Raw genomic sequence first — 22,460 nt, forward strand, 5'->3', positions numbered from 1 at the left:
CATAAGGAGGCTTGCTATCTAGTGGAAGAAAAGAAAAAAGGCTTTTTCAGCCGTCTGGTTGAGGGCTTAAACAAAACAAGAGAAAACATCGTCTCCGGCATGGATTCCATCTTCAGTGGTTTTTCTGCCATTGACGAGGATTTTTATGAGGAACTGGAAGAGACCCTCATCATGGGCGATCTGGGCATCCAGACCACCATGTCCGTGCTGGAAGATTTACGGAAAAAGGTAAAGGAACAGCATATCAAGGAGCCGTCCGAGTGCAAACAGCTCCTGATCGATTCCATCCGGGAACAGATGGATCTGGGCGAGAATGCCTACGAGTTTGAGAACCGCAAATCCGTCGTTTTAGTGATTGGTGTCAATGGCGTCGGCAAGACTACTTCCGTGGGCAAGCTGGCAGGCCAGTTAAAGGATGAGGGCAAGAAGGTCATTCTGGCAGCAGCGGACACCTTCCGGGCGGCAGCCATTGAGCAGCTGACCGAGTGGGCAAACCGCGCCGGTGTGGAGATCATTGCGCAGCAGGAGGGCTCTGACCCGGCAGCCGTCATCTATGACGCGGTGGCAGCAGCCAAATCCCGTCAGGCCGATGTGCTGATCTGCGATACCGCAGGCCGTCTGCACAACAAGAAAAACCTGATGGAAGAGTTAAAGAAAATCAACCGCATCATCGACAAGGAATACCCGGACGCTTACCGTGAGACCCTGGTGGTCCTGGATGGTACGACCGGACAGAACGCGATGGCCCAGGCGAAACAGTTTATGGAGGTTGCCGATATCACCGGCATTATCCTGACAAAACTGGATGGAACCGCGAAGGGCGGCATTGCCGTGGCAATCCAGTCCGAGCTTGGCATTCCGGTGAAATACGTGGGTGTGGGAGAGAAGATTGACGATCTTCAGAAGTTCAATTCCCAGGATTTCGTGACAGCTTTATTTGACGTCAAGAAAGATTAAAAAAGCAATACAGTCATATACCATATCAGACAAAAGGAGAATACAGACATGGCAAAAGAGCAGGTATTAGAAGAAGAGAAGGAAGAGGGCTTAACCCTCGAAAAATTCGAGGAGGCTTCCGAGGAGGTCAAGAAGGTAACCCAGGAGACCAAGCTGGTTTACAGTGAGTATTTTTCCGCTGCAACCGGCAACAAGGTTTACTTCAAACCGGAGAACATGCAGTACACCGGCGCTTACAAGGTGCGCGGCGCTTACTATAAGATCAGCACACTGACCGAAGAAGAGAAGCAGCGCGGCCTGATCACCGCATCCGCAGGAAACCATGCCCAGGGCGTGGCTTACGCGGCGAAGCTGGCAGGCATTCCGGCTACCATCGTGATGCCGACCACCACTCCGCTTATGAAGGTGAACCGCACCAGAAGCTATGGCGCTGAGGTTGTGCTGTACGGAGATGTGTTCGATGAGGCATGCGACCACGCTTATGAGCTGGCAGCAGAGCACGGCTACACCTTCGTGCATCCGTTCAACGACCTGGATGTGGCAACCGGTCAGGGAACCATTGCTATGGAGATCATCAAGGAACTGCCGACGGTAGATTATATCCTGGTTCCGATCGGCGGCGGCGGACTCTGTACCGGCGTTTCCACTCTGGCAAAACTCTTAAATCCGAAGATCAAAGTCATCGGCGTAGAGCCGGCTGGTGCAAACTGCATGCAGGAGTCCTTAAAGGCAGGCCATGTGCTGACCCTTCCGGCTGTGAACACCATCGCAGATGGTACTGCAGTAAAACGTCCGGGCGAGAAACTGTTCCCGTACATCCAGAAAAACGTGGATGAGATCATCACCGTAGAGGATTCTGAACTGATCGTAGCATTCCTCGACATGGTAGAGAATCACAAGATGATCGTGGAGAACTCCGGCCTGTTAACTGTAGCAGCATTAAAACACTTAAACGTACAGAAAAAGAAGATCGTTTCCATCTTAAGCGGCGGCAACATGGACGTCATCACCATGTCTTCCGTAGTACAGCATGGCCTGATCCAGAGAGACCGTATCTTTACCGTATCCGTACTGCTTCCGGACAAGCCAGGCGAGCTGGCAAAGGTTTCTTCCCTGCTGGCAGAGCAGCGCGGCAACGTCATCAAGCTGGAGCATAACCAGTTTATCAGCATCAACCGCAATGCGGCTGTAGAGCTTCGCATTACCCTGGAGGCTGAGGGAACTGAGCATAAGAACCGCATCGTGCAGGCGTTAAATGATGCAGGCTACCGTCCAAAGCTGGTGAAGTCCAAAGGTACCTACAGCGACTGATCTGGAGCGGGGATGAAGTATGAATAGTATAACTACAGATGAAAAATTAAAACCGCTGCGCCAGAACATCCATTACTTCCTGAAATGGACAGGAATCTCCCTGGTGACTGGTGTCATTGTCGGGCTTGTGGGTACGCTGTTCGGCCACGGCATCCAGCTGGTCACTTCCTTCTGGAAGGGCCATGGCTGGACGCTGTTTCTGGCGCCCTTTGCGGGTCTTGCCATCGTGTGGCTGTACCGGGTATCCCATGAGGAGAAAAACAAGGGAACGGATATGGTCATCGAGTCCATTTCCGCGGGAGAAGATGTGACGGCGGCTACAGCCCCCCTGATCTTCATTTCCACGTTGTTAAGCCATGCGGTTTCCGCTTCTGCCGGAAGAGAGGGAGCAGCACTGCAGCTTGGCGGAAGCCTAGGTAACGTGATCGGAAAGGCAATCCACCTCGATGAGAAGGACCGGAAGATTGCTATCATGTGCGGTATGAGCGCCGGGTTTGCGGCGCTGTTTGGAACACCGCTGGCTGCCGGCGTGTTTGCCATGGAGGTCATCAGCATCGGCGTCATGTATTATGCGGCGCTGGTTCCGTGCCTGTTTGCTTCCTTTCTGGGCGCGGCAATTTCCGGAAAACTGGGTCTTGTGCCGGAGCATTATGACATCGGCGCAGTACCGGAGTTTGGACTTTCCGGAGCAGCCTTTGCGGTGCTTCTGGGAATCCTGTGCGCCTGCGTAGGGATTTTCTTATGCGTCAGTCTGCATCAGTGCGGTCATTTTTACCGGAAATATTTCCCGAACCCCTATCTGCGGGTTGTGGCAGGTGCCGTGATCTTTATCGGTCTGACTCTGCTGTTCCCCTCCCGCCTGTACAATGGCAGCGGTGCGCAGATCATTGAGCGGGTATTTGAGGGAGAAGCCATTCCGGTGTATGCCTTCCTGTTAAAGATCCTGTTTACCGGCGTGGCCCTGGGCGCAGGCTTTAAGGGTGGTGAGATCGTGCCGACTCTGACTGTGGGCGCGGCCTTCGGTTATGCCGTGGCACTTGTGACCGGGCTTCCCGTAGGGCTTTGCGCTTCTGCCGGTATGGCCTGCCTGTTTGTCAGCGTGACCAACTGCCCGGTATCCACCATGTTCATGGCCTTTGAACTGTTTGGATTTTCGGCCATGCCGTATTATTCCATTGCGGTGGCAGTGTGCTTTACCCTGAGTGGATATTACGGACTGTACCATAGCCAGAAATTTGTGTATTCGAAAATCCGGACAGAATTTATTAATCGTAAGTCTAACGAGTAAATGTTGCAGGGCTGTAGCAAAATAGGGTCCGACGCTTTCACATATCGTTGTTCGTTTGCTTTCACTTACACATGTTCGCCTGTGTCGGGTTGCATCCGTCACATTCGGACATGCGTGTTCAAGATGCGTACAACCTGATATGCGGAAAGCTCTGGCCCCTGTTCTGCAACAGCCCTGCTCTCGCAATGAATAGTGAGGATAAACAACATGACAAAAAAACAAAAGACTCTGGAAATCATCCGGAGACTGAAGGAAGCTTACCCGGATGCGGACTGTACGCTGGACTACGAGGAGGCGTGGAAGCTTCTGGTGAGTGTGCGCCTGGCGGCTCAGTGCACTGACGAGCGGGTAAATAAGGTGGTTCCGGCCCTCTACGAGAAATTCCCAGATGTGGATGCTCTGGCAGAGGCTCCGGTGGAAGAGATTGAGGAAATCGTTAAGCCCTGCGGCCTGGGCAAGAGCAAGGCCCGGGACATCAGCGCCTGCATGAAGATGCTGCGGGATGAGTACGGCAGTAAGGTGCCAGATGATTTCGATGCCCTGTTAAAACTGCCGGGCGTGGGAAGAAAGAGTGCCAATCTGATCATGGGTGACGTGTTTGGAAAACCAGCCATTGTCACCGATACCCACTGCATCCGCCTGGTGAACCGCATGGGACTGGTGGACGGTATCAAGGAGCCAAAGAAAGTAGAGATGGAACTCTGGAAGCTGGTGCCGCCGGAGGAAGGCAGTGATTTCTGTCATCGCCTGGTATGGCATGGAAGAGAAGTCTGTACGGCCCGCACCAAGCCCTACTGTGACCGCTGCTGCCTGGCGGATATCTGCCCGAAAGTCGGTGTATAAAAAAGAAAACAAAAATTTTTGCAAGTGTCAAGAAAAAATACTTGACAGCAAAGCGCCTTTCGTGTATGATAGCCAAGGTGATGTTATGGAAAGCATTGTAAAACAAAGTTTGCTTTATGATTTTTATGGAGAACTGCTCACAGAGCATCAGCGCAGCATCTACGAGGATGTGGTATACAACGATATGTCCTTAAGCGAGATTGCAGAAGAGAACGGGATCAGCCGTCAGGGTGTTCACGACCTCATCAAGCGCTGTGACAAAACCTTAAGCGCGTACGAAGACAAGCTACATTTGATCAGCAAGTTCCAGACTACACGCCGCATGGTGGAGGAAATCCATAAAAAGACCAGAATTTTCAAAGAAACAAAAGATGAAAGTCTGATCGACGAGATTGAACAGATTTCCAACGACATCATGGAACTTTGATTTCGGCATGTGCCGTGATCGGTTCTGAACAGGAGGTTACCTATGGCGTTTGAAAGCTTATCCGATAAACTGCAGAACGTGTTTAAAAACCTGCGCGGCAAAGGCCGTTTAAGCGAAGCGGATGTAAAGACTGCCCTGAAGGAAGTCAAGATGGCTCTCCTGGAGGCAGATGTAAGCTTCAAGGTTGTAAAACAGTTCATAAGCTCCGTTCAGGAACGCGCCGTTGGCGAAGAAGTGCTTGGTTCCTTGCAGCCGGGCCAGATGGTGATCAAGATCGTTAACGAAGAGCTGATCCGCCTGATGGGTTCCGACACCACGGAAATCGCATTAAAGCCTACGAATGAGATTACCGTCATCATGATGGCAGGTCTTCAGGGTGCAGGTAAGACGACAACGACAGCGAAGATCGCAGGAAAGCTGAAGGCAAAGGGCCGCAAACCGGTTCTGGTTGCCTGTGACGTATACCGTCCGGCAGCAATCCAGCAGCTCCAGATCAACGGAGACAAACAGGGTGTTCCGGTCTTCTCCATGGGAGAGAATCAGAACCCGGTGAACATTGCAAAGGCCGCTATGGAGCACGCGGCAAAGAACGGCTACAACGTGGTGATCCTCGATACCGCCGGACGTCTTCATGTAGATGAAGGCATGATGGAAGAACTCGAGAACATCAAAGAGGCTGTGAACGTAGACCAGACCATTTTGGTAGTAGATGCCATGACCGGTCAGGACGCAGTCAATGTAGCTTCGAATTTCCAGGATAAAGTCGGCATCGACGGTGTCATCCTTACCAAACTGGATGGCGACACCCGAGGCGGCGCAGCCCTTTCCATCCGGGCTGTGACTGGCAAACCGATCTTATATATTGGTATGGGCGAGAAACTTTCCGATCTGGAACAGTTTTACCCGGACCGTATGGCATCCCGCATTCTGGGTATGGGAGACATCCTCACCCTGATCGAGAAAGCCGAGATGGAGGTCGACGAGGAAAAGGCCAAGGAAATGAGCCAGAAGCTGCGCAAAGCAGAGTTTGACTACAACGATTTCCTGGACCAGATGCGTCAGATCAAAAAAATGGGCGGACTGACCAGTATCATGAGCATGATGCCGGGCATGTCACAGATGAAGGGCGGAATCCCGGAGGTGGATGAAAAATCCATGGACCGTGTGGAGGCCATCATCCTGTCCATGACAAAAGAAGAGCGCGCCAATCCGGGCCTCTTGAATCCTTCCCGCAAACAGCGTATCGCTGAGGGTGCTGGAGTGGATATCAGCGAGGTAAACCGCATTGCCAAGCAGTTTGATCAGATGAAGAAAATGATGAAACAGCTTCCAGGCATGATGGGGGGCAAGCGCGGACGCGGCGGACTGGGCGGCATGCTCGGAAAGCTGAAAATGCCTTTCTAAGGCAGCTTACAAGGTGACAGTACAGAGCTTTCTGTATTTGTTGATACATTATCAGTATAATTTTAAGGAGGTGAAATTGACATGGCAGTAAAGATGAGATTAAGAAGAATGGGTGCTAAGAAGAAACCTTTCTATAGAGTCATTGTTGCAGATTCCAGATCCCCGAGAGATGGCAGATTCATCGCTGAGGTTGGTACTTACGATCCGAACCAGGAGCCGAGCGTTATCAAGTTTGACGAGGAGGCTACCAAGGAGTGGTTAGCAAACGGCGCACAGCCGACCGACCGTGTAGCAAAGCTTCTGAAGACCGCTGGCATTCAGTAATCTGAGAGGTGATCGCTATGAAAGAACTGGTTGAGGTTATTGCAAAAGCATTAGTTGACAATCCGGACGAGGTGGTTGTTACCGAGACCGAAAAGGAAAGCGGCACTTTTATTGAATTAAAGGTTGCACCATCTGATATGGGAAAGGTGATTGGCAAGCAGGGACGCATTGCGAAAGCAATCCGCTCCGTTGTCAAGGCAGCCGCTTCCAAAGAAGAAAAAAAGGTTGTTGTAGATATACAGTAACCATCAGAAACTGTCGTCGGAATTTCCTGCGGCAGTTTTTCTTTTTGTAGAAACGTTTGAAAACGCGTGCCTGCGTTTTCTGACATGCAGTAGATAGTGTGAGAAACGCGTAGTACGCGATATTTCGGAGGAACAAAATGATGGAGGATACCTTAAGAGTTGGTGTGATCTCATCCACCCACGGTGTACGCGGTGAGGTCAAGGTGTACCCTACAACCGATGATGTAAACCGTTTTAAAAAACTGAAAACTGTCATCCTTGATACAGGCAGAGAGCAGATGACCCTGTCCATTGAGAGCGTCAAGTTCTTCAAGAACATGGTCATCTTAAAGTTCAAGGAGTTTAACAATGTCAACGACATCGAGAAATACAAAGGAAAAGACCTGCTGATCCGCCGCGACCAGGCTGTGAAGCTGGCTCCGAATGAGAACTTCATTACGGATCTGATCGGCTTAAAAGTTGTGACTGATGAAGGCAAAGAGTTCGGCACCCTGACTGATGTCCTGCAGACCGGCGCCAATGATGTTTACGTTATCGAGAGCCTGGAAGGCAAAGAGTATCTGTTCCCGGCGATCCCGCAGTGCATTCTGGACGTAAATCTGGAGAGCCAGACTGTGACTGTTCACATTCTGGATGGTCTTCTGGACCTGTAAACACAAGTCAGGAGGACATGAGAAGTATGAATTATCACATTTTAACCCTGTTCCCGGAGATGGTGTTAGACGGCTTAAACACCAGCATCATCGGCCGGGCAGCCGAAAAAGGACTGCTCTCCATTGAGGCGGTCAACATCCGGGATTACACGAAAGAAAAACACGGCCATGTGGACGATACCCCCTATGGCGGCGGCGCCGGCATGGTGATGCAGGCGGCTCCGGTGTGCGATGCCTACGAGGCACTGTGCGAGCGTATCGGCAAGCGTCCACGCGTGCTTTACATGACCCCGCAGGGACAGACCTTCAACCAGAAGATTGCGGAAGAACTGGCGCAGGAAGAAGACCTGGTATTTTTATGCGGCCATTATGAGGGCATTGACGAGCGTGCGTTGGAGCTTATCGTAACCGATTACCTCTCTGTGGGAGATTATGTCCTGACCGGCGGCGAGCTTCCGGCCATGGTCATGATCGACTGCATTTCCCGTCTGGTGCCTGGCGTCTTAAATAACGATGTCTCCGCAGAGATTGAGTCTTTTCACGACAATCTTCTGGAGTATCCGCAGTACACCCGCCCGGAGGTTTACCAGGGCATGCGCGTGCCGGAGGTGCTACTTTCCGGACACCACAAAAACATCGAGACCTGGAGAAGACAGCAGTCCATTAAGCGGACCCTGGAGAGACGGCCGGATCTTTTAGAAGAGGCGAATCTGTCCAAGAAAGAGCGGCAGTATCTGGCGGAATTGATCCAGGAAGAAGAGACTGCGAAAACAGAAACACAGGCGCAGGAAAGCAATGGATCAGACCGTGCTGAGGCGCAGAAATAACCCGTTTGACAGATGAAAATTGCAGATAAATTCTATAAAATAGTGCTTGCAATTTATCTGCCGCTATGGTATCATTATACCGTTGTGACTAGAAAAAGAGATGTTCCTCTGTTGCGGAAGAAGCATTAAAGAACATCAAACATATGAAGGAGGATCACACAAATGAACGAAATTATTAAGAACATTGAAGCAGCACAGTTAAAGGCTTCCGTACCGGAGTTTTCCGTAGGAGATACCGTTAAGGTCTACAACAAGATCAAAGAGGGTAACCGTGAGAGAATCCAGGTATTCGAGGGTACCGTAATCAAGAGACAGAACGGCGGCGCAAGAGAGACTTTCACCGTTCGTAAGAACTCCAACGGCATCGGCGTAGAGAAGACCTGGCCGATTCATTCCCCGTTCGTAGACAACATCGAGGTTGTTAGAAGAGGTAAAGTAAGACGTGCAAAACTGAACTACTTAAGAGACAGAGTAGGTAAAGCTGCTAAGGTTAAAGAGTTAGTTAAATAATTTTGCGTGGAACAGGGGACAATGAAAATTGTCCCTTTCTGCGTATTATGCGCGTAAGACGCAGAGAGCAGGAAAGCGGGGGAGTTGCAAGCAACTTCCCCCTTTTTGCCAATATGGAATAGCATTGCCAGGAATGCGCGATTGCCGTGAAAACATCATGGTAGAATGGAGTATAAATAAGTGGATTTTTATCTGAGTGAGGAACAGAACATGATCCGGAAAATCTGCGGCTGGATCGTGGATGTGGTGGTGGCGCTGGCCTTTGCCTGGTTCTGCCTGGTGTTTTTTGGAACACAGGTTACAGTGAACGGGCAGTCCATGCAGCCGCTGCTTACTTCCGGTGACATTGTGCTGATGAACCGGCTGACATATGAGATTGGAAAACCGGACCGCATGGATGTGGTGGTATTTGAGCGGGAAGACCAGAAGACCAATGTAAAGCGGGTTGTGGCCATCCCCGGGGATGTGGTTCAGATTATAGATGGGGAATTGTATGTGAACCAGGAGCAGGTTTCCCTGCCGGAGGACCGGAAGATTTCCCTTTCCGGGCTGGCGGAGAATCCGGTTAAACTAGAAGACAAAGAATATTTTTTGCTGGGGGACAATCCGGACAGCAGTGAGGACAGCCGCTTTGCCAATATCGGCAATGTGCGGGAAGACCAGATTGTTGGAAAGGTGTGGCTGCGTTTGTTCCCGCTGATCCATATCAGCCTGATCCGGTCCTGACCTGACAGAAACGGAATGGTCTTTGTGTCAGAAATACGATTGCCCGACAATCGGAAAGTACGACAAAAGCATAGAAAAATATAGTAGAAACAGCTGTAACTGTGAGGGTACTGAACAGTTACAAATAGCTAAAGTTTGCAAGAGGAAAACATAGGAGGAACATCCGTGAATATACAGTGGTATCCAGGGCACATGACCAAAGCGAAACGTGCCATGAAAGAAGACATCAAACTGATCGACCTGATCATTGAAGTAGTAGACGCCCGTGTGCCGTTGGCAAGCCGCAACCCGGATATTGATGAGCTTGGCAAGGGCAAGGCAAGACTGATTCTGTTAAATAAATCGGATCTGTCCAGCGAGCGTTACAATGAGGCCTGGACAAACTGGTTTCGGGAAAAAGGATATTTTGTAGTGAAGATCAATTCTCGCAGTGGTGCCGGCATCAAGCAGATCAACGGTGTCGTACAGGAGGCCTGCAAAGAGAAGATTGAGCGTGACCGTCGCAGAGGCATCATGAACCGTCCGGTGCGTGCCATGGTGGTAGGAATCCCGAATGTAGGCAAATCCACCTTTATCAACTCGTTCGCGGGAAAGGCCTGTGCTAAGACCGGAAATAAGCCAGGCGTGACCAAGGGAAACCAGTGGATCCGCTTAAATAAGACTCTGGAGCTTTTAGATACGCCTGGTATCCTCTGGCCAAAATTTGAGGATCAGAGAGTAGGACTTCTGCTAGCTTTCATCGGTTCCATCAACGATGAAATCTTAAATAAAGATGAGCTGGCTCTGGAGCTTCTGAAACTGCTGCAGAAGCATTATCCGGATGTCTTAAAAGAGCGCTACAAGATTGATGAGACTTCTGAAGAAAACCTGCTGATCCAGGTGGCAAAGGTGCGCGGATGTCTGGCTAAGGGCGGTGAGCCGGATTACAGCCGTGCCGCAGCCCTGGTGATCGACGATTACCGCAGCGGCAAGCTGGGCCGGATTACATTGGAGTTTCCGCCGGTGAAGAAAACAGATGGGGACAAAGCGGATTCCGCACAGGAATCAGGTGCTGCAGGGCAGAACAGCGAAAGCGGGGAGGCGTAGGGCATGGCACTGAGAACCTTAACTGGGGAAAAACTCGAAGCAGAGCGTGCCCGACTGGCAGCCATGCGGGAGTATGAGGATACTTACGCAGCCTGCACCGCCATCTGCGGCATCGATGAGGCGGGCCGCGGTCCGTTAGCAGGCCCGGTGGTAGCCGGAGCAGTCATTCTGCCGGTGGACTGTGAGATTTTATTTTTGAACGATTCCAAGAAGCTTTCCGAGAAGCGCAGGGAGGCGTTGTTTACAGAAATCAAGGAAAAGGCGGTTGCCTGGAGTGTGGGCATTGTGGGGCCGGATGTGATCGATGAGATCAACATTTTACAGGCAACCTATGAGGCTATGCGGCAGGCCATTGCCGGACTTTCCGTGCAGCCGGATTTACTGTTGAATGATGCTGTAACGATTCCGGGTGTGGCAATCAACCAGGTTCCGATCATCAAGGGCGATGCCAAGAGCGTTTCCATTGCGGCGGCCAGCATCCTGGCCAAGGTAACCAGGGATCACATGATGGTCGAGTATGATACCCTGTTCCCGGAGTACGGATTCGCAAAGCATAAGGGATATGGAACCGCAGCGCATATTGCGGCATTGAAAGAATTTGGGCCGACACCGATTCATAGAAGAAGCTTTATCAAGAACTTTGTGTAGAAGTAAAACTGCGAACAGAAAATATTTTGGGGAAACAATGCAGCGTGCAGACAGAAAGAAAGCACAGGTGTGAATGGATAACAAACAGAACAAACGGGAGACCGGAATCCGGAAAGAAGAACTGGCAGCAGAATTTCTGACCCGCCAGGGCGTGAAAATTCTGGAGCGGAATTTTAGATGCCGCCAGGGTGAGATCGACCTGATCGGGCGGGATGGGCGTTATCTGGTGTTTTTTGAGGTGAAGTACCGGAAAACAGCCCGGAATGGTATGCCGGCAGAGGCGGTGGGCTATGTAAAGCAGCAGCGGATCCGCTATACGGCGCAGTTCTATCTCTACAGCCGCCGTTACCCGGAGGACATGCCGTGCCGGTTTGATGTGGTGAGCATTCTGGGAGATCAGATTACCTGGATCCGGGACGCGTTTTGTTGAGATTGGCGCAGAAGAACGCATTTTGGAGACGAAAATGAAAATCGTCAGCCTGAATGTGGTGCGACAACTGGTATTGTATGTGTATTGGTAACTGTTCAGTAGGTCTGCGCATTCACTGCGCTGACCGTATGAAAACATGGGCTTGCAGGCAAAAATCCCATTGCCGAAGGCAATTTTCAATGGATTTTTGCCCGTAACTGTGAGGGTACTGAACAGTTATGTGTATTGAAAAAAGAAAATCAGGAAGAATTGGAAACAAAAAGGAGAGGACACAGATGGAGCAGAAAGCATGGATTCGCAAGCGAAGTGATGTGACAGCGGAAAATCAGACAGGTATGAAACATTCTGCAAATCGGGGAATCGAAATCCGTGAGAAAAATGGCGTCACCTATCTGGCTTTTCCGGCTCTGGATGCCACCGGCCTGGTAAGCCATGCCTTTTCCACCCGCCACGGCGGTGTCAGCGAGGGCGTGTTCTCCACCATGAATTTCAGTTTTACCCGGAATGATGATCCGGAGCACGTTCTGGAGAATTACCGCCGCATGGCAGCAGTTCTGGGAACCGATGCGGAAAAGATGGTCCTTTCCTACCAGACCCATACCACCAATGTCCGCAAAGTGACAGAGGAAGACGCAGGAAAGGGCATTGTAAAAGAGAGGGAGTACCAGGATGTAGACGGCCTGATCACCAATATTCCGGGTATCACACTGGTGACCTTTTACGCGGACTGTGTGCCGCTGTATTTTGTGGATCCGGTCCACAAGGCCATTGGCCTGTCCCACTCTGGCTGGAGGGGCACGGTGCACCGCATGGGAAAAGCCACACTGGAAGCCATGAACCGGGAATACGGAACGAATCCGGCAGATGTCATTGCCTGCATCGGGCCGAGCATCTGCCAGGACTGCTTTGAGGTAGGACCGGAGGTGGCTGCGAAATTTGCGGATGGTTTTGCAGAGCAGTACCATAAAGACCTGTTTTATCAAAAACCGGACGGAAAATATCAGGTGGATCTGTGGAGAGCGAACCAGATCGTGCTCCAGGAAGCGGGAATCCCGGAAAATCAGATCCACACAACGGACATCTGTACCCGGTGCAATCCGACCCATCTCTTTTCCCATCGGATCATGGGAACGGAGCGGGGAAATCTGGCAGCGTTTCTGGTACTGAGAGAATAGGATTCATAGAAGGGCGAAGGCCTGGCGAGAGAATGAGAAAATCTGCCGTGCCGGACTGCCTTTGAAAGGATGAAAATAGCATCAGACAAAAAGAGCTTCACACAGCTGATCATATACTGTGCGAAGCTCTTTTTTTACATATGGTATTACATAAAAATTTACCGGATAGTCTGATAATAATCGTATCCGTCTGCCTGATAGCGTTTTACCAGCTTCTGGATCTTCTCGGTCGGAGACAGGGCAGCGCCGATGGAGACATCATGGTTGAAGGAGTTGATGATGGCTGCCAGGTATTTGCTCATGTCGGCTTCCAGATACCACTCACGCTCTAACAGCTCTTTCGGACGGTAGTTTAAGTTGGTAGTGATGACATAGTCAATGTAGCCGTTCTGATAGTACTGGTCGAATTTCTCCAGGCCGCTGGTGAACAGGCCGAAGGTGCAGCAGATGATGACTTTCTCTGCCTTACGGTCTTTTAATTCTCTGGCGGTGTCTAACATACTCTCGCCGGATGCGATCATGTCGTCGATGATGAGAACCGTCTTTCCTTCTACGGAAGTACCCAGGAACTCATGAGCCACGATCGGGTTGCGTCCATCGATAACTCTGGAGTAGTCGCGGCGCTTGTAGAACATACCCATGTCAACACCCAGGTTATTAGCCAGGTATACGGCACGGTTCATGGCGCCCTCATCCGGGCTGATGATCATCAAGTGGTCTTTGTCAATTTTTAAGGAAGTGTCATGGGTGAACAGCGCCTTTACAAACTGGTAAGTCGGCATGAAGTTATCGAAACCGCTTAACGGGATGGCGTTCTGCACACGCGGGTCGTGGGCGTCAAAGGTGATGATATTGGAAACGCCCATGGAGATCAGCTCCTCCAGTGCCATGGCGCAGTCCAGGGACTCACGTTTGGTACGCTTGTGCTGACGTCCTTCATATAAGAAGGGCATAACAACGTTGACACGGTGCGCGGTAGCTACGGAAGCACCGATGATGCGTTTTAAGTCCTGAAAATGGTCATCCGGGGACATGTGATTGGTGTAGCCGCATACGCTGTATGGGATGCTGTAGTTGGTTACATCCACCATTGCGAACAGATCCGCGCCGCGGACAGATTCGTTGATGACAGCCTTTGCCTCACCAGAACCGAAACGCGGGCACTTGCAGTCCAGAAGATAGGAATCCACATCGTAGCCGCGGTAGTTTAAATCCTGCTGGCGGCGAAGCAGCTCCTCAGTATCGTTGCGGCGGAAGGTAACAATATGATCGTTTACCTTGGTTGCCAGATCCTTAGAGCTTTCCAGGGCAGCGAGTTTTAACGGCGCTACCGGTAAAATGTCATTAAACACATAGTTGTTAGCCATTGGTACATACTCCTTCAGGTAGAATATTGAAACGTTATAATCCATCATATTTATATCCTTAAAAAATGGAAGCGTCAAGAGTCTTGGGGGATTTTGTAAAAAAATACAAAAAAACAGGTAAAACTGGCGAAAACCAGGGGCCGATTGCTTTGACAAAGAAAGGGAATCTTGTTATGATGAAAGGAGTGCAGATGGAGGGGAACCAATGTCAGAACAGATCCCGGAAATTTGCGAGAAAGGAATATCTATGAAGAAACAAAAAGGACATCTGATAAAATCCGTTGATCCGGGCTCTATTGCAGAGGAACTGGAGTTGGAGCCAGGCGACCGCCTGCTTACGATCAATGGAAATGAAGTGGAAGATATCTTTGATTATGAATATTATGTAGACAGCGAAAGCATGGTCATGCTGGTGGAAAAGGCAGACGGCGAGCAGTGGGAGCTGGAGATTGAAAATGAGTATCAGGACCTGGGCATCACCTTTGAGAATGGCCTTATGAGTGATTACAAATCCTGCAGCAACAAGTGCATTTTCTGTTTCATCGACCAGATGCCGCCAGGCATGCGCGAAACCCTTTATTTTAAGGACGATGACTCCCGTCTTTCCTTCCTGCAGGGAAACTACGTGACCCTGACCAACATGAAGGAGCACGACATCCAGCGTATCATTGATTTCAAACTGGCGCCCATCAACATTTCCGTGCATACCACGAACCCGAAGCTGCGCTGCGAGATGCTGCACAACCGCTTTGCCGGAGAGGCCTTAAAGAAGATCGACCGGCTCTGTGAGGCAGAAATTCCCATGAACGGCCAGATCGTGCTGTGCAAGGGTGTGAACGACCGGGAGGAACTGGACCATACCATCCGGGATATGACGAAGTATCTTCCGTATATGCAGAGTGCTTCCGTGGTGCCGGTGGGACTTTCCAAGTACCGGGACGGCCTGTATCCATTAAAGCCGTTTGAAAAAGAAGACGCGGAGAGTGCCATTGACATCATTGAGAAGTGGCAGAAGATCGTGTATGAACAGTATGGCATCCATTTCATCCATGCCAGTGATGAATTCTATATCCTGGCGGAGCGGGAACTCCCGGAAACCGAGCGTTATGACGGCTTCCCGCAGCTGGAAAACGGTGTGGGCATGCTGCGGCTTCTGGACACCGAGGTAACCGAAGCGCTGGAGACGCTGCCGGAGGATCTGAAGGTAAAAGAGGAGACTCTGTCCATTGCCACCGGCAGACTGGCGTATCCGTATCTGCGCAGACAGCTTGACAAGATCGAGGCAAAGTTCCCGCAGAAAAAGGTACACCTCTATGCCATTCGCAATGACTTCTTCGGAGAGAGCATTACCGTGGCCGGACTCATTACCGGTCAGGATTTAAAGAAGCAGATGTCGGTGGTGCCGCTGGGCGAGCGCCTGCTGCTTCCTATCTGCATGTTCCGCAGCGGCGAGGAGGTATTCCTGGACGACCTCACCCGCACCGATGTGCAAAACGCTTTACAAGTTCCGGTGAATATTGTAAAATCAAGCGGTCAGGATCTGGTGGATGCCGTTCTTGGCCTGGAAGAAGAACAAGATACCGTCTATGACGGATATGAGTTAAAGGAGATCACACATGAGTAAACCAATCGTTGCCATTGTAGGGCGCCCGAACGTTGGAAAGTCTACCCTGTTCAATGTACTGGCGGGGGAGACCATCTCCATCGTAAAGGATACGCCTGGAGTAACCAGAGACCGTATTTACGCGGACTGTACCTGGCTGAACATGAACTTTACCCTGGTGGATACCGGCGGTATTGAGCCGGACAGCCGCGATATCATCCTGTCCCAGATGCGGGAACAGGCACAGATCGCCATTGACACCGCAGACGTCATCATCTTTATCGTGGATGTGCGTCAGGGGCTGCAGGATTCCGACTCCAAGGTTGCGGACATGCTCCGCAAATCCGGAAAGCCGGTGGTTCTGGCAGTCAACAAGGTAGACAGCATCCAGAAATTCGGAAATGATGTCTACGAGTTCTATAACCTGGGAATCGGGGATCCGATCCCGGTATCCGCAGCTTCCCGTCTGGGAATCGGTGACCTGTTAGACGAAGTGTCCAAGCATTTCACCCTGGAACAGTTAGAGGAAGAGGAGGATGACCGCCCGAAGGTAGCCATCATCGGAAAACCGAACGTAGGTAAATCTTCTATTATTAATAAGCTGTTAGGTGAGAACCGCGTGATCGTTTCCAACATTGCCGGAACGACCCGTGACGCGGTCGATACCGAGGTGGTATACAACGGAACTGAGTATATCTTCATCGATACCGCGGGCCTGCGCCGCAAGAGCAAGATCAAAGAAGACCTGGAGCGCTACAGCATCATCCGTACCGTCTCTGCTGTAGAGCGTGCGGATGTGGTCATTCTGGTCATTGACGCCACTGAGGGCGTGACCGAGCAGGACGCGAAGATCGCAGGCATTGCCCATGACCGCGGCAAGGGAATCATTGTTGCAGTCAACAAGTGGGATGCCATCGAAAAGAATGACAAGACCATCTACGAGTTCACCAGAAAGATCAAGGATACCCTGTCCTTCATGCAGTATGCTGAGATGGTATTCATCTCTGCCGTAACCGGACAGCGTATGAACAAGATGTTTGAGCTCATCGACATGGTGCGTGAGAACCAGACCATGCGTATTGCTACCGGCGTGCTGAACGAAATCATGACGGAAGCCGTTGCCATGCAGCAGCCGCCGTCTGACAAAGGCAAACGTCTGAAGCTGTACTACATGACCCAGGTAGCGGTAAAGCCGCCGACCTTCGTTATTTTCGTAAACGACAAAGAACTGATGCATTTCTCTTATGTGAGATACTTAGAGAACCGGATCCGCGAATCCTTTGGATTTAAGGGTACGGCCCTGAAGTTCCTGATTCGTGAAAGGAATGGAAAGGAGGACTAATGGAGCGAGCACTTTGTCTGGTAATGGGATATGTGTTTGGCCTGTTTCAGACCGGTTACATCTACAGCAGATCGAAACATATGGATATCCGCAATTACGGAAGCGGCAATTCCGGCAGTACCAATGTCCTTCGTGTCATGGGAAAGAAAGCGGGACTGATCGTATTTTTAGGTGACGCGGGCAAGACGATCATTGCCTGCCTGCTGACCCGTCTTTTGTTCCGCAGCCAGCCGGAGCTTCTGTATGTGTACCTGCTCTACACCGGATTTGGCGTGATCCTGGGACATAACTTCCCGTTTTACATGGGATTTAAGGGCGGAAAGGGCATTGCAGCCTCCGCAGGGCTTCTGGCTTCCACAGACTGGCGCGTGATGCTGGTATGTCTGGTGGTATTTGTGGCAGCAGTGGCCATCACCCGTTATGTCTCCCTGGGCTCCATCCTGGTGATGATCTGTTTCTTTATCGGTATGGTGTTTTGCGGCTGGCGCGGTGATTTTGGCATTGCGGCAGCGCATCTGACAGAATTTTATGTGCTGGCGGGCCTGATCTCCGCTATGGGAATCTGGCGCCACCATGCCAACATCAAACGACTGTTAAGCGGCACAGAGAATAAGCTGGGTGCCAGAAAGGAATAAACCTATGGCAAATGTGGGCGTAATTGGCGCGGGAAGCTGGGGAACCGCCCTGGCCTTCCTGCTTCACGAGAACGGTCACCAGGTGACGGAGTGGTCTGTTTTTGAGAAGGACGTAGAGAGTCTGCGGACGGGGCGCCGCTTAAAGACTCTTCCGGATCTGGTGCTCCCGGACGATATGGAGTTTACCTCCGATCTGGAACTGGCTATGAAAGATAAGGATCTTCTGGTGATGGCGGTTCCTTCCATTTATGTACGGGAGACCGCGCAGAAGATGAACCCCTTTTTAAAAGAAGGACAGCTGGTGGTCAATGTGGCAAAGGGCATCGAGGAGTCAACCCTCATGACCCTGACGGACATTCTGGAGGAAGAGCTTCCCGGGGCTGATGTGGCAGTCCTTTCCGGACCGAGCCACGCGGAAGAGGTGAGCCGCGGGCTTCCGACGACCTGTGTGGCCGGAGCGAAGACACGGAAAACCGCAGAGAAGATCCAGAACATTTTCATGAGCCCGGTGTTCCGGGTCTACATCAGCCCGGATATCCTGGGCATTGAGATTGGCGGAGCACTGAAAAATGTCATTGCCCTGGCAGCCGGAATCGCGGACGGACTGGGCTACGGCGACAACACCAAGGCAGCCCTGATCACCCGTGGTGTGGCAGAGATCAGCCGCCTTGGCATGGCCATGGGCGGAAAGATGGAAACCTTTGCGGGTCTGACCGGAATCGGTGACCTGATCGTAACCTGTGCCAGCATGCACAGCCGTAACCGTCGTGCCGGTATCCTCATCGGAAAAGGCTACTCCATGAAGGAGGCCATGGATGAGGTGCAGATGGTGGTAGAGGGCGTGTATTCCGCCAAGGCAGGACTGGCCCTGGCAAAGAAGTACGAGGTGTCCATGCCGATCATCGAGGCAGTCAACGAAGTGCTGTTTGACGGAAAGCCCGCGAAAGAGGCAGTGGCGGATCTGATGCTGCGGGATAAAACCGTGGAAAACAGCAATCTTCCGTGGTAGGAATTTTCCGTGGCAGGAATTTTCTGGACTGAATTTTCCATGGTGGAAAGTCTATGAACCGGAGTTTTGAAACAAAATTTCCTAATATTTCACTAAGATTTCGCTTTAACGCAAGAAAGTTCTTGACAAGTGTTTTTGGGACAACTATAATAAGCTCAGCTTTAAGGGCACGGCTTCCTGAAGGTTCAGGAAGCCTGTTTCATTAAGAGGAGGAGAAACATTATGAAGAAAAAACTGGTTAGTTTTGGTATGGCAGCTATGATGGCAGCATCCTTAGCAGCATGTGGCGGCAGCAAGCCGGCAGAGACTACCGCAGCAGCAGGAGACGCTGAGACCACTGCAGCAGCAGAGGGCGCAGAGACTGAGGCAGCAGCAGGCGCAGAAGGCGGCACCTTAAAGGTAGGCGTAATCGGACCGTTAACCGGTGCAGGCGCAGCTTACGGCAACGCAGTTGCAAACGGCGCAGAGCTGGCAGCAAAGGAGATCAACGAGGCTGGCGGCATCAACGGCATGAACGTTGAGGTTAAGGCTGAGGATGATGAGAATGACCCGGAGAAATCCATCAACGCATACAATACCTTAAAAGACTGGGGTATGCAGGTATTAGACGGACCGACCACTTCCAAGCCGTGTATCGCTGTAGGCGCAGAGGCAGAGTCTGACAATATGTTCCTGATCACTCCGTCCGGTTCCGCAGTTGAGTGCGTAGCAACTGATAACGCATTCCGCGTATGCTTTGCAGACCCGGATCAGGGTACCGCTTCCGCTAAGTACATTGGCGAGAACAAGATGGCTACCAAGATCGCAATCATCTACGACAGCTCTACCGAGTATTCTTCCGGTATCCGTGAGGCATTTGTTGCAGAGGCAGCAAACCAGGGCCTGGAGATCGTAGCTGACGAGGCATTTACCGCAGACAGCAACACCGATTTCTCTGTACAGCTTGACAAGGCAAAAGACGCTGGCGCAGAGCTGGTATTCCTTCCGATCTACTATCAGGAGGCTTCCATCATCTTAAAGCAGGCACATGATAAAGAGTTCGCACCGATCTTCTTCGGCTGTGACGGTATGGATGGTATCCTTTCCGTAGAGAACTTTGATACTTCCCTGGCAGAGGGTCTGATGCTCTTAACTCCGTTCTCCACCACTGAGGAGAGCAGTAAGGCATTCACCGAGGCTTATGTAGCAGCTTACGGCATTGAGCCGAACCAGTTCGCAGCAGATTCCTACGATGCAGTTTATGCAATCAAGGCAGCTGCTGAGAAGGCAGGCGTTACCGCCGATATGAGCGCTTCTGATATCTGCGACGCATTAAAGCCGGCTATGACCGAGATCTCTATTGATGGTCTGACTGGTTCCGACATGGTTTGGAACGCAAACGGCGAGCCGAACAAAGCACCGAAGGCTGTTAAGATCGTAAACGGCGAGTACGAGATGCAGTAATTTTTCTGAACAGATAAATGATACATCCGAAAGGGGATCGTCCATTGGACGGTCTCCTTTTTTAGCTTTTCGGGAATTTGCTTCCATCTGGACAGTTCGTCATATGCGTCAAGAACGACATGAGAAAAGTGTCTTTCCTGTACGGACAAATGGTGCGTATTCGCGAACTTCTGCTTGAACTTCAAATATGACTATGCTATAATTCCAGTTATGTTTTATTTCTATAGAAAAAGTAAAGAGGTGGTAGGTACATGAGTTTTCTGTCTTATTTGATTAACGGAATCAGCCTGGGCAGTGTTTACGCGATCATTGCACTGGGCTACACCATGGTTTACGGCATCGCAAGAATGCTGAACTTTGCTCATGGTGATATCATTATGGTAGGCGGCTTCGTCATTTTTACCATGGTAAGTACCCTGGGACTCCCGCCGATGGTGGGTGTTCTGGTGGCAGTCATCGCCTGTACGGTGCTTGGCGTTGTGATCGAGCGTGTGGCTTACAAGCCGCTGCGAGGCGCATCTTCCCTGGCCGTTCTGATCACGGCCATCGGTGTCAGCTATCTGCTGCAGAACGTGGCACTGCTGATCTTTGGTTCCAACGCACGTCAGTTCACATCCGTTGTGAACGTGCCGAGTTTAAAGCTGGCAGACGGCGCACTGTCCATTTCCGGTGTTACCCTGGTTACGATCATTACCTGTATCGTGATCATGGTGGCTTTAACAACCTTTATCAACAAGACCAAGGTTGGCCAGGCTATGCTGGCTGTATCGGAAGATACCGGTGCGGCTACCCTGATGGGCATTAACGTTAACAGCACGATTGCTATTACCTTCGCGATCGGTTCCGCCCTGGCTGCAATTGCAGGTGCGCTGTTATGTTCCGCTTATCCGTCTCTGACTCCGTACACCGGTTCCATGCCGGGTATCAAGGCTTTCGTGGCAGCTGTATTCGGCGGCATCGGCTCCATTCCGGGTGCCCTCATCGGAGGCGTACTCCTTGGCGTGATCGAGAACCTTTCCAAGGCATATATTTCTTCCCAGCTTTCTGACGCCATTGTATTTGCAGTGCTGATCGTCGTACTTCTGGTGCGCCCGACCGGAATTCTGGGCAAAAAGATTACGGAGAAAGTGTAGGTGAACGGAATGAAAAAGAACAAAGTATTAATCCAGAACAGCATCACTTACGCGATCGTAATTGCCTGCTGGATCCTGGTACAGATTCTGGGAGCGACCGGACATATGACCAGCCTGTTAAAGGGACTTCTGGTTCCGCTGTGTATCTATGTGATCCTGGCTGTCTCCTTAAACTTAACAGTTGGTATTCTGGGTGAGTTAAGCCTGGGGCATGCCGGTTTCATGTGCGTGGGCGCATTTACCGGTGCGTTTTTCACCAAGTGCATGGAGAACGCAATCCCGTCTGTCGGTATGCGTTTCTTCCTGGCTCTGATCATTGGAGCAGCAGTAGCAGGTGTGTTCGGTATCATCATCGGCATTCCGGTACTGCGCTTAAAAGGTGACTACCTGGCTATCGTAACTCTGGCGTTCGGTGAGATCATCAAGAACCTCATTAATGTTATGTATGTGGGCCTGGATTCCAACGGATTTCATTTTTCCATCAAGGATACCACATCCCTTGGCATGGGCGCAGATGGTGTTGTCATCATCAAGGGTGCCCAGGGTATTACCGGTACTCCGAAGGCGGCAACCTTCACCGTGGGTATCATCCTGGTGCTGATCACCCTGTTTATCGTATTAAACCTGATCAATTCCCGCACCGGACGTGCCATCATGTCCATCCGTGACAACCGTATTGCTGCAGAGTCCGTGGGAATCAACATTACCAAGTACAAACTGATGGCATTTGCCATTTCCGCAGCCCTGGCTGGTGTTGCAGGCGTTCTGTATGCCCACAACTTATCCTCCCTGGCAGCAACCCCGAAGAACTTCGGTTACAACATGTCCATCATGATCCTGGTATTCGTCGTACTGGGTGGCCTGGGCAACATTCGCGGCTCCATGATTGCGGCTATCATCCTGACCATGCTTCCGGAGCTCTTACGCGGTCTGAACGATTACCGTATGCTGATCTACGCAGTAGTCCTGATTGTCATGATGATCTTCAACTCCAGTCCGAAGGCTATTGAGATGAGATCTGTCTTCCTGGACCGCATTAAGAAGAATAAGAAATCTGCAAAGGAGGCTGCATAA

General features: G+C 51.0%; 23 protein-coding genes and 1 pseudogene. 23 read left to right on the forward strand and 1 reads right to left on the reverse strand.

The genetic code is table 11. The features are described from left to right. The first annotated feature begins 21 nt into the window (after positions 1-21). The 16 genes and pseudogenes from ftsY (at position 22) to pgeF (ending at position 12,854) form a co-directional block, all read left to right on the forward strand. Entirely contained in the window at positions 22-957 is a 936-nt protein-coding gene (gene ftsY, locus WMO41_RS03360) for a signal recognition particle-docking protein FtsY (RefSeq protein WP_177292479.1), read from the forward strand. Positions 958-1,005: 48 nt separating this feature from the next. Continuing rightward, positions 1,006-2,268: a threonine ammonia-lyase gene (gene ilvA / locus WMO41_RS03365; RefSeq protein ID WP_349228558.1), complete on the forward strand. Its 1,263-nt coding sequence runs from the start codon at positions 1,006-1,008 to the stop codon at positions 2,266-2,268. A 19-nt stretch (positions 2,269-2,287) separates the two neighbouring features. Further along, positions 2,288-3,556: a chloride channel protein gene (locus tag WMO41_RS03370; RefSeq protein ID WP_349228559.1), complete on the forward strand. Its 1,269-nt coding sequence runs from the start codon at positions 2,288-2,290 to the stop codon at positions 3,554-3,556. 207 nt (positions 3,557-3,763) lie between these two features. Further along, entirely contained in the window at positions 3,764-4,399 is a 636-nt protein-coding gene (locus WMO41_RS03375) for an endonuclease III domain-containing protein (protein ID WP_349228560.1), read from the forward strand. A gap of 85 nt (positions 4,400-4,484) precedes the next feature. Further along, on the forward strand, positions 4,485-4,826 hold the full coding sequence (gene ylxM, locus WMO41_RS03380) for a YlxM family DNA-binding protein (protein WP_349228561.1): 342 nt from the start codon (positions 4,485-4,487) through the stop codon (positions 4,824-4,826). 42 nt (positions 4,827-4,868) lie between these two features. Continuing rightward, entirely contained in the window at positions 4,869-6,230 is a 1,362-nt protein-coding gene (gene ffh, locus WMO41_RS03385; RefSeq protein ID WP_349228562.1) for a signal recognition particle protein, read from the forward strand. 81 nt (positions 6,231-6,311) lie between these two features. Then, positions 6,312-6,554, forward strand: coding sequence for a 30S ribosomal protein S16 (gene rpsP, locus WMO41_RS03390; RefSeq protein WP_118532608.1), 243 nt, complete (start codon positions 6,312-6,314; stop codon positions 6,552-6,554). Positions 6,555-6,571: 17 nt separating this feature from the next. Next, positions 6,572-6,799 (forward strand): KH domain-containing protein, encoded by a 228-nt coding sequence (locus WMO41_RS03395; RefSeq protein ID WP_118532606.1) that lies wholly within the window; start codon positions 6,572-6,574, stop codon positions 6,797-6,799. 140 nt (positions 6,800-6,939) lie between these two features. Further along, positions 6,940-7,452: a ribosome maturation factor RimM gene (gene rimM, locus WMO41_RS03400; RefSeq protein WP_349228615.1), complete on the forward strand. Its 513-nt coding sequence runs from the start codon at positions 6,940-6,942 to the stop codon at positions 7,450-7,452. A gap of 26 nt (positions 7,453-7,478) precedes the next feature. Then, positions 7,479-8,279: a tRNA (guanosine(37)-N1)-methyltransferase TrmD gene (gene trmD / locus WMO41_RS03405; protein WP_349228563.1), complete on the forward strand. Its 801-nt coding sequence runs from the start codon at positions 7,479-7,481 to the stop codon at positions 8,277-8,279. Positions 8,280-8,441: 162 nt separating this feature from the next. Beyond that, the gene (rplS, locus tag WMO41_RS03410; protein WP_349228564.1) at positions 8,442-8,789 is read left to right on the forward strand and encodes a 50S ribosomal protein L19; all 348 of its coding nucleotides are present in this window, start codon (positions 8,442-8,444) and stop codon (positions 8,787-8,789) included. Between the two features lie 180 nt (positions 8,790-8,969). Continuing rightward, positions 8,970-9,515: a signal peptidase I gene (gene lepB / locus WMO41_RS03415; RefSeq protein ID WP_349228565.1), complete on the forward strand. Its 546-nt coding sequence runs from the start codon at positions 8,970-8,972 to the stop codon at positions 9,513-9,515. Positions 9,516-9,680: 165 nt separating this feature from the next. After that, a pseudogene (gene ylqF / locus WMO41_RS03420) lies at positions 9,681-10,526 on the forward strand (ribosome biogenesis GTPase YlqF); the annotation flags it as partial. Positions 10,527-10,604: 78 nt separating this feature from the next. Next, positions 10,605-11,249, forward strand: coding sequence for a ribonuclease HII (rnhB, locus tag WMO41_RS03425; RefSeq protein ID WP_349228567.1), 645 nt, complete (start codon positions 10,605-10,607; stop codon positions 11,247-11,249). 73 nt (positions 11,250-11,322) lie between these two features. After that, on the forward strand, positions 11,323-11,679 hold the full coding sequence (locus WMO41_RS03430) for a YraN family protein (RefSeq protein ID WP_349228568.1): 357 nt from the start codon (positions 11,323-11,325) through the stop codon (positions 11,677-11,679). 335 nt (positions 11,680-12,014) lie between these two features. Then, positions 12,015-12,854, forward strand: a complete 840-nt coding sequence (pgeF, locus tag WMO41_RS03435; protein ID WP_349228616.1) for a peptidoglycan editing factor PgeF — start codon at positions 12,015-12,017, stop codon at positions 12,852-12,854. 158 nt (positions 12,855-13,012) lie between these two features. On the opposite strand, the gene WMO41_RS03440 is transcribed toward pgeF, so the two are convergent. Beyond that, the gene (locus WMO41_RS03440; RefSeq protein WP_349228569.1) at positions 13,013-14,221 is read right to left on the reverse strand and encodes a ribose-phosphate pyrophosphokinase; all 1,209 of its coding nucleotides are present in this window, start codon (positions 14,219-14,221) and stop codon (positions 13,013-13,015) included. A 247-nt stretch (positions 14,222-14,468) separates the two neighbouring features. Here WMO41_RS03440 and WMO41_RS03445 point away from each other — a divergent pair, with 247 nt between their 5' ends. The 7 genes from WMO41_RS03445 (at position 14,469) to WMO41_RS03475 (ending at position 22,460) form a co-directional block, all read left to right on the forward strand. Then, positions 14,469-15,845, forward strand: coding sequence for a DUF512 domain-containing protein (locus tag WMO41_RS03445; RefSeq protein ID WP_177291606.1), 1,377 nt, complete (start codon positions 14,469-14,471; stop codon positions 15,843-15,845). Continuing rightward, a complete protein-coding gene (gene der, locus WMO41_RS03450; protein WP_177291605.1) occupies positions 15,838-17,166 on the forward strand; it encodes a ribosome biogenesis GTPase Der in 1,329 nt (442 codons plus the stop codon). Before WMO41_RS03445 ends, der begins: the two co-directional genes overlap by 8 nt. Then, positions 17,166-17,801 carry a glycerol-3-phosphate 1-O-acyltransferase PlsY gene (plsY, locus tag WMO41_RS03455; RefSeq protein ID WP_349228570.1) on the forward strand — a complete coding sequence of 212 codons (636 nt, stop codon included), beginning with the start codon at positions 17,166-17,168 and terminating at the stop codon, positions 17,799-17,801. The genes der and plsY overlap by 1 nt, the downstream gene beginning before the upstream one ends. A gap of 4 nt (positions 17,802-17,805) precedes the next feature. Next, complete coding sequence (locus tag WMO41_RS03460; RefSeq protein ID WP_349228571.1) at positions 17,806-18,810, forward strand: NAD(P)H-dependent glycerol-3-phosphate dehydrogenase; 1,005 nt, start codon at positions 17,806-17,808, stop codon at positions 18,808-18,810. 222 nt (positions 18,811-19,032) lie between these two features. After that, complete coding sequence (locus tag WMO41_RS03465; protein WP_349228572.1) at positions 19,033-20,253, forward strand: ABC transporter substrate-binding protein; 1,221 nt, start codon at positions 19,033-19,035, stop codon at positions 20,251-20,253. Positions 20,254-20,504: 251 nt separating this feature from the next. Next, a complete protein-coding gene (locus WMO41_RS03470) occupies positions 20,505-21,386 on the forward strand; it encodes an ABC transporter permease subunit (RefSeq protein WP_177291765.1) in 882 nt (293 codons plus the stop codon). Beyond that, a complete protein-coding gene (locus WMO41_RS03475) occupies positions 21,387-22,460 on the forward strand; it encodes a branched-chain amino acid ABC transporter permease (RefSeq protein ID WP_494338421.1) in 1,074 nt (357 codons plus the stop codon).

This window comes from Ventrimonas faecis (assembly GCF_040096075.1).
Taxonomy (GTDB): Bacteria; Bacillota; Clostridia; order Lachnospirales; family Lachnospiraceae; genus Brotaphodocola; species Brotaphodocola faecis.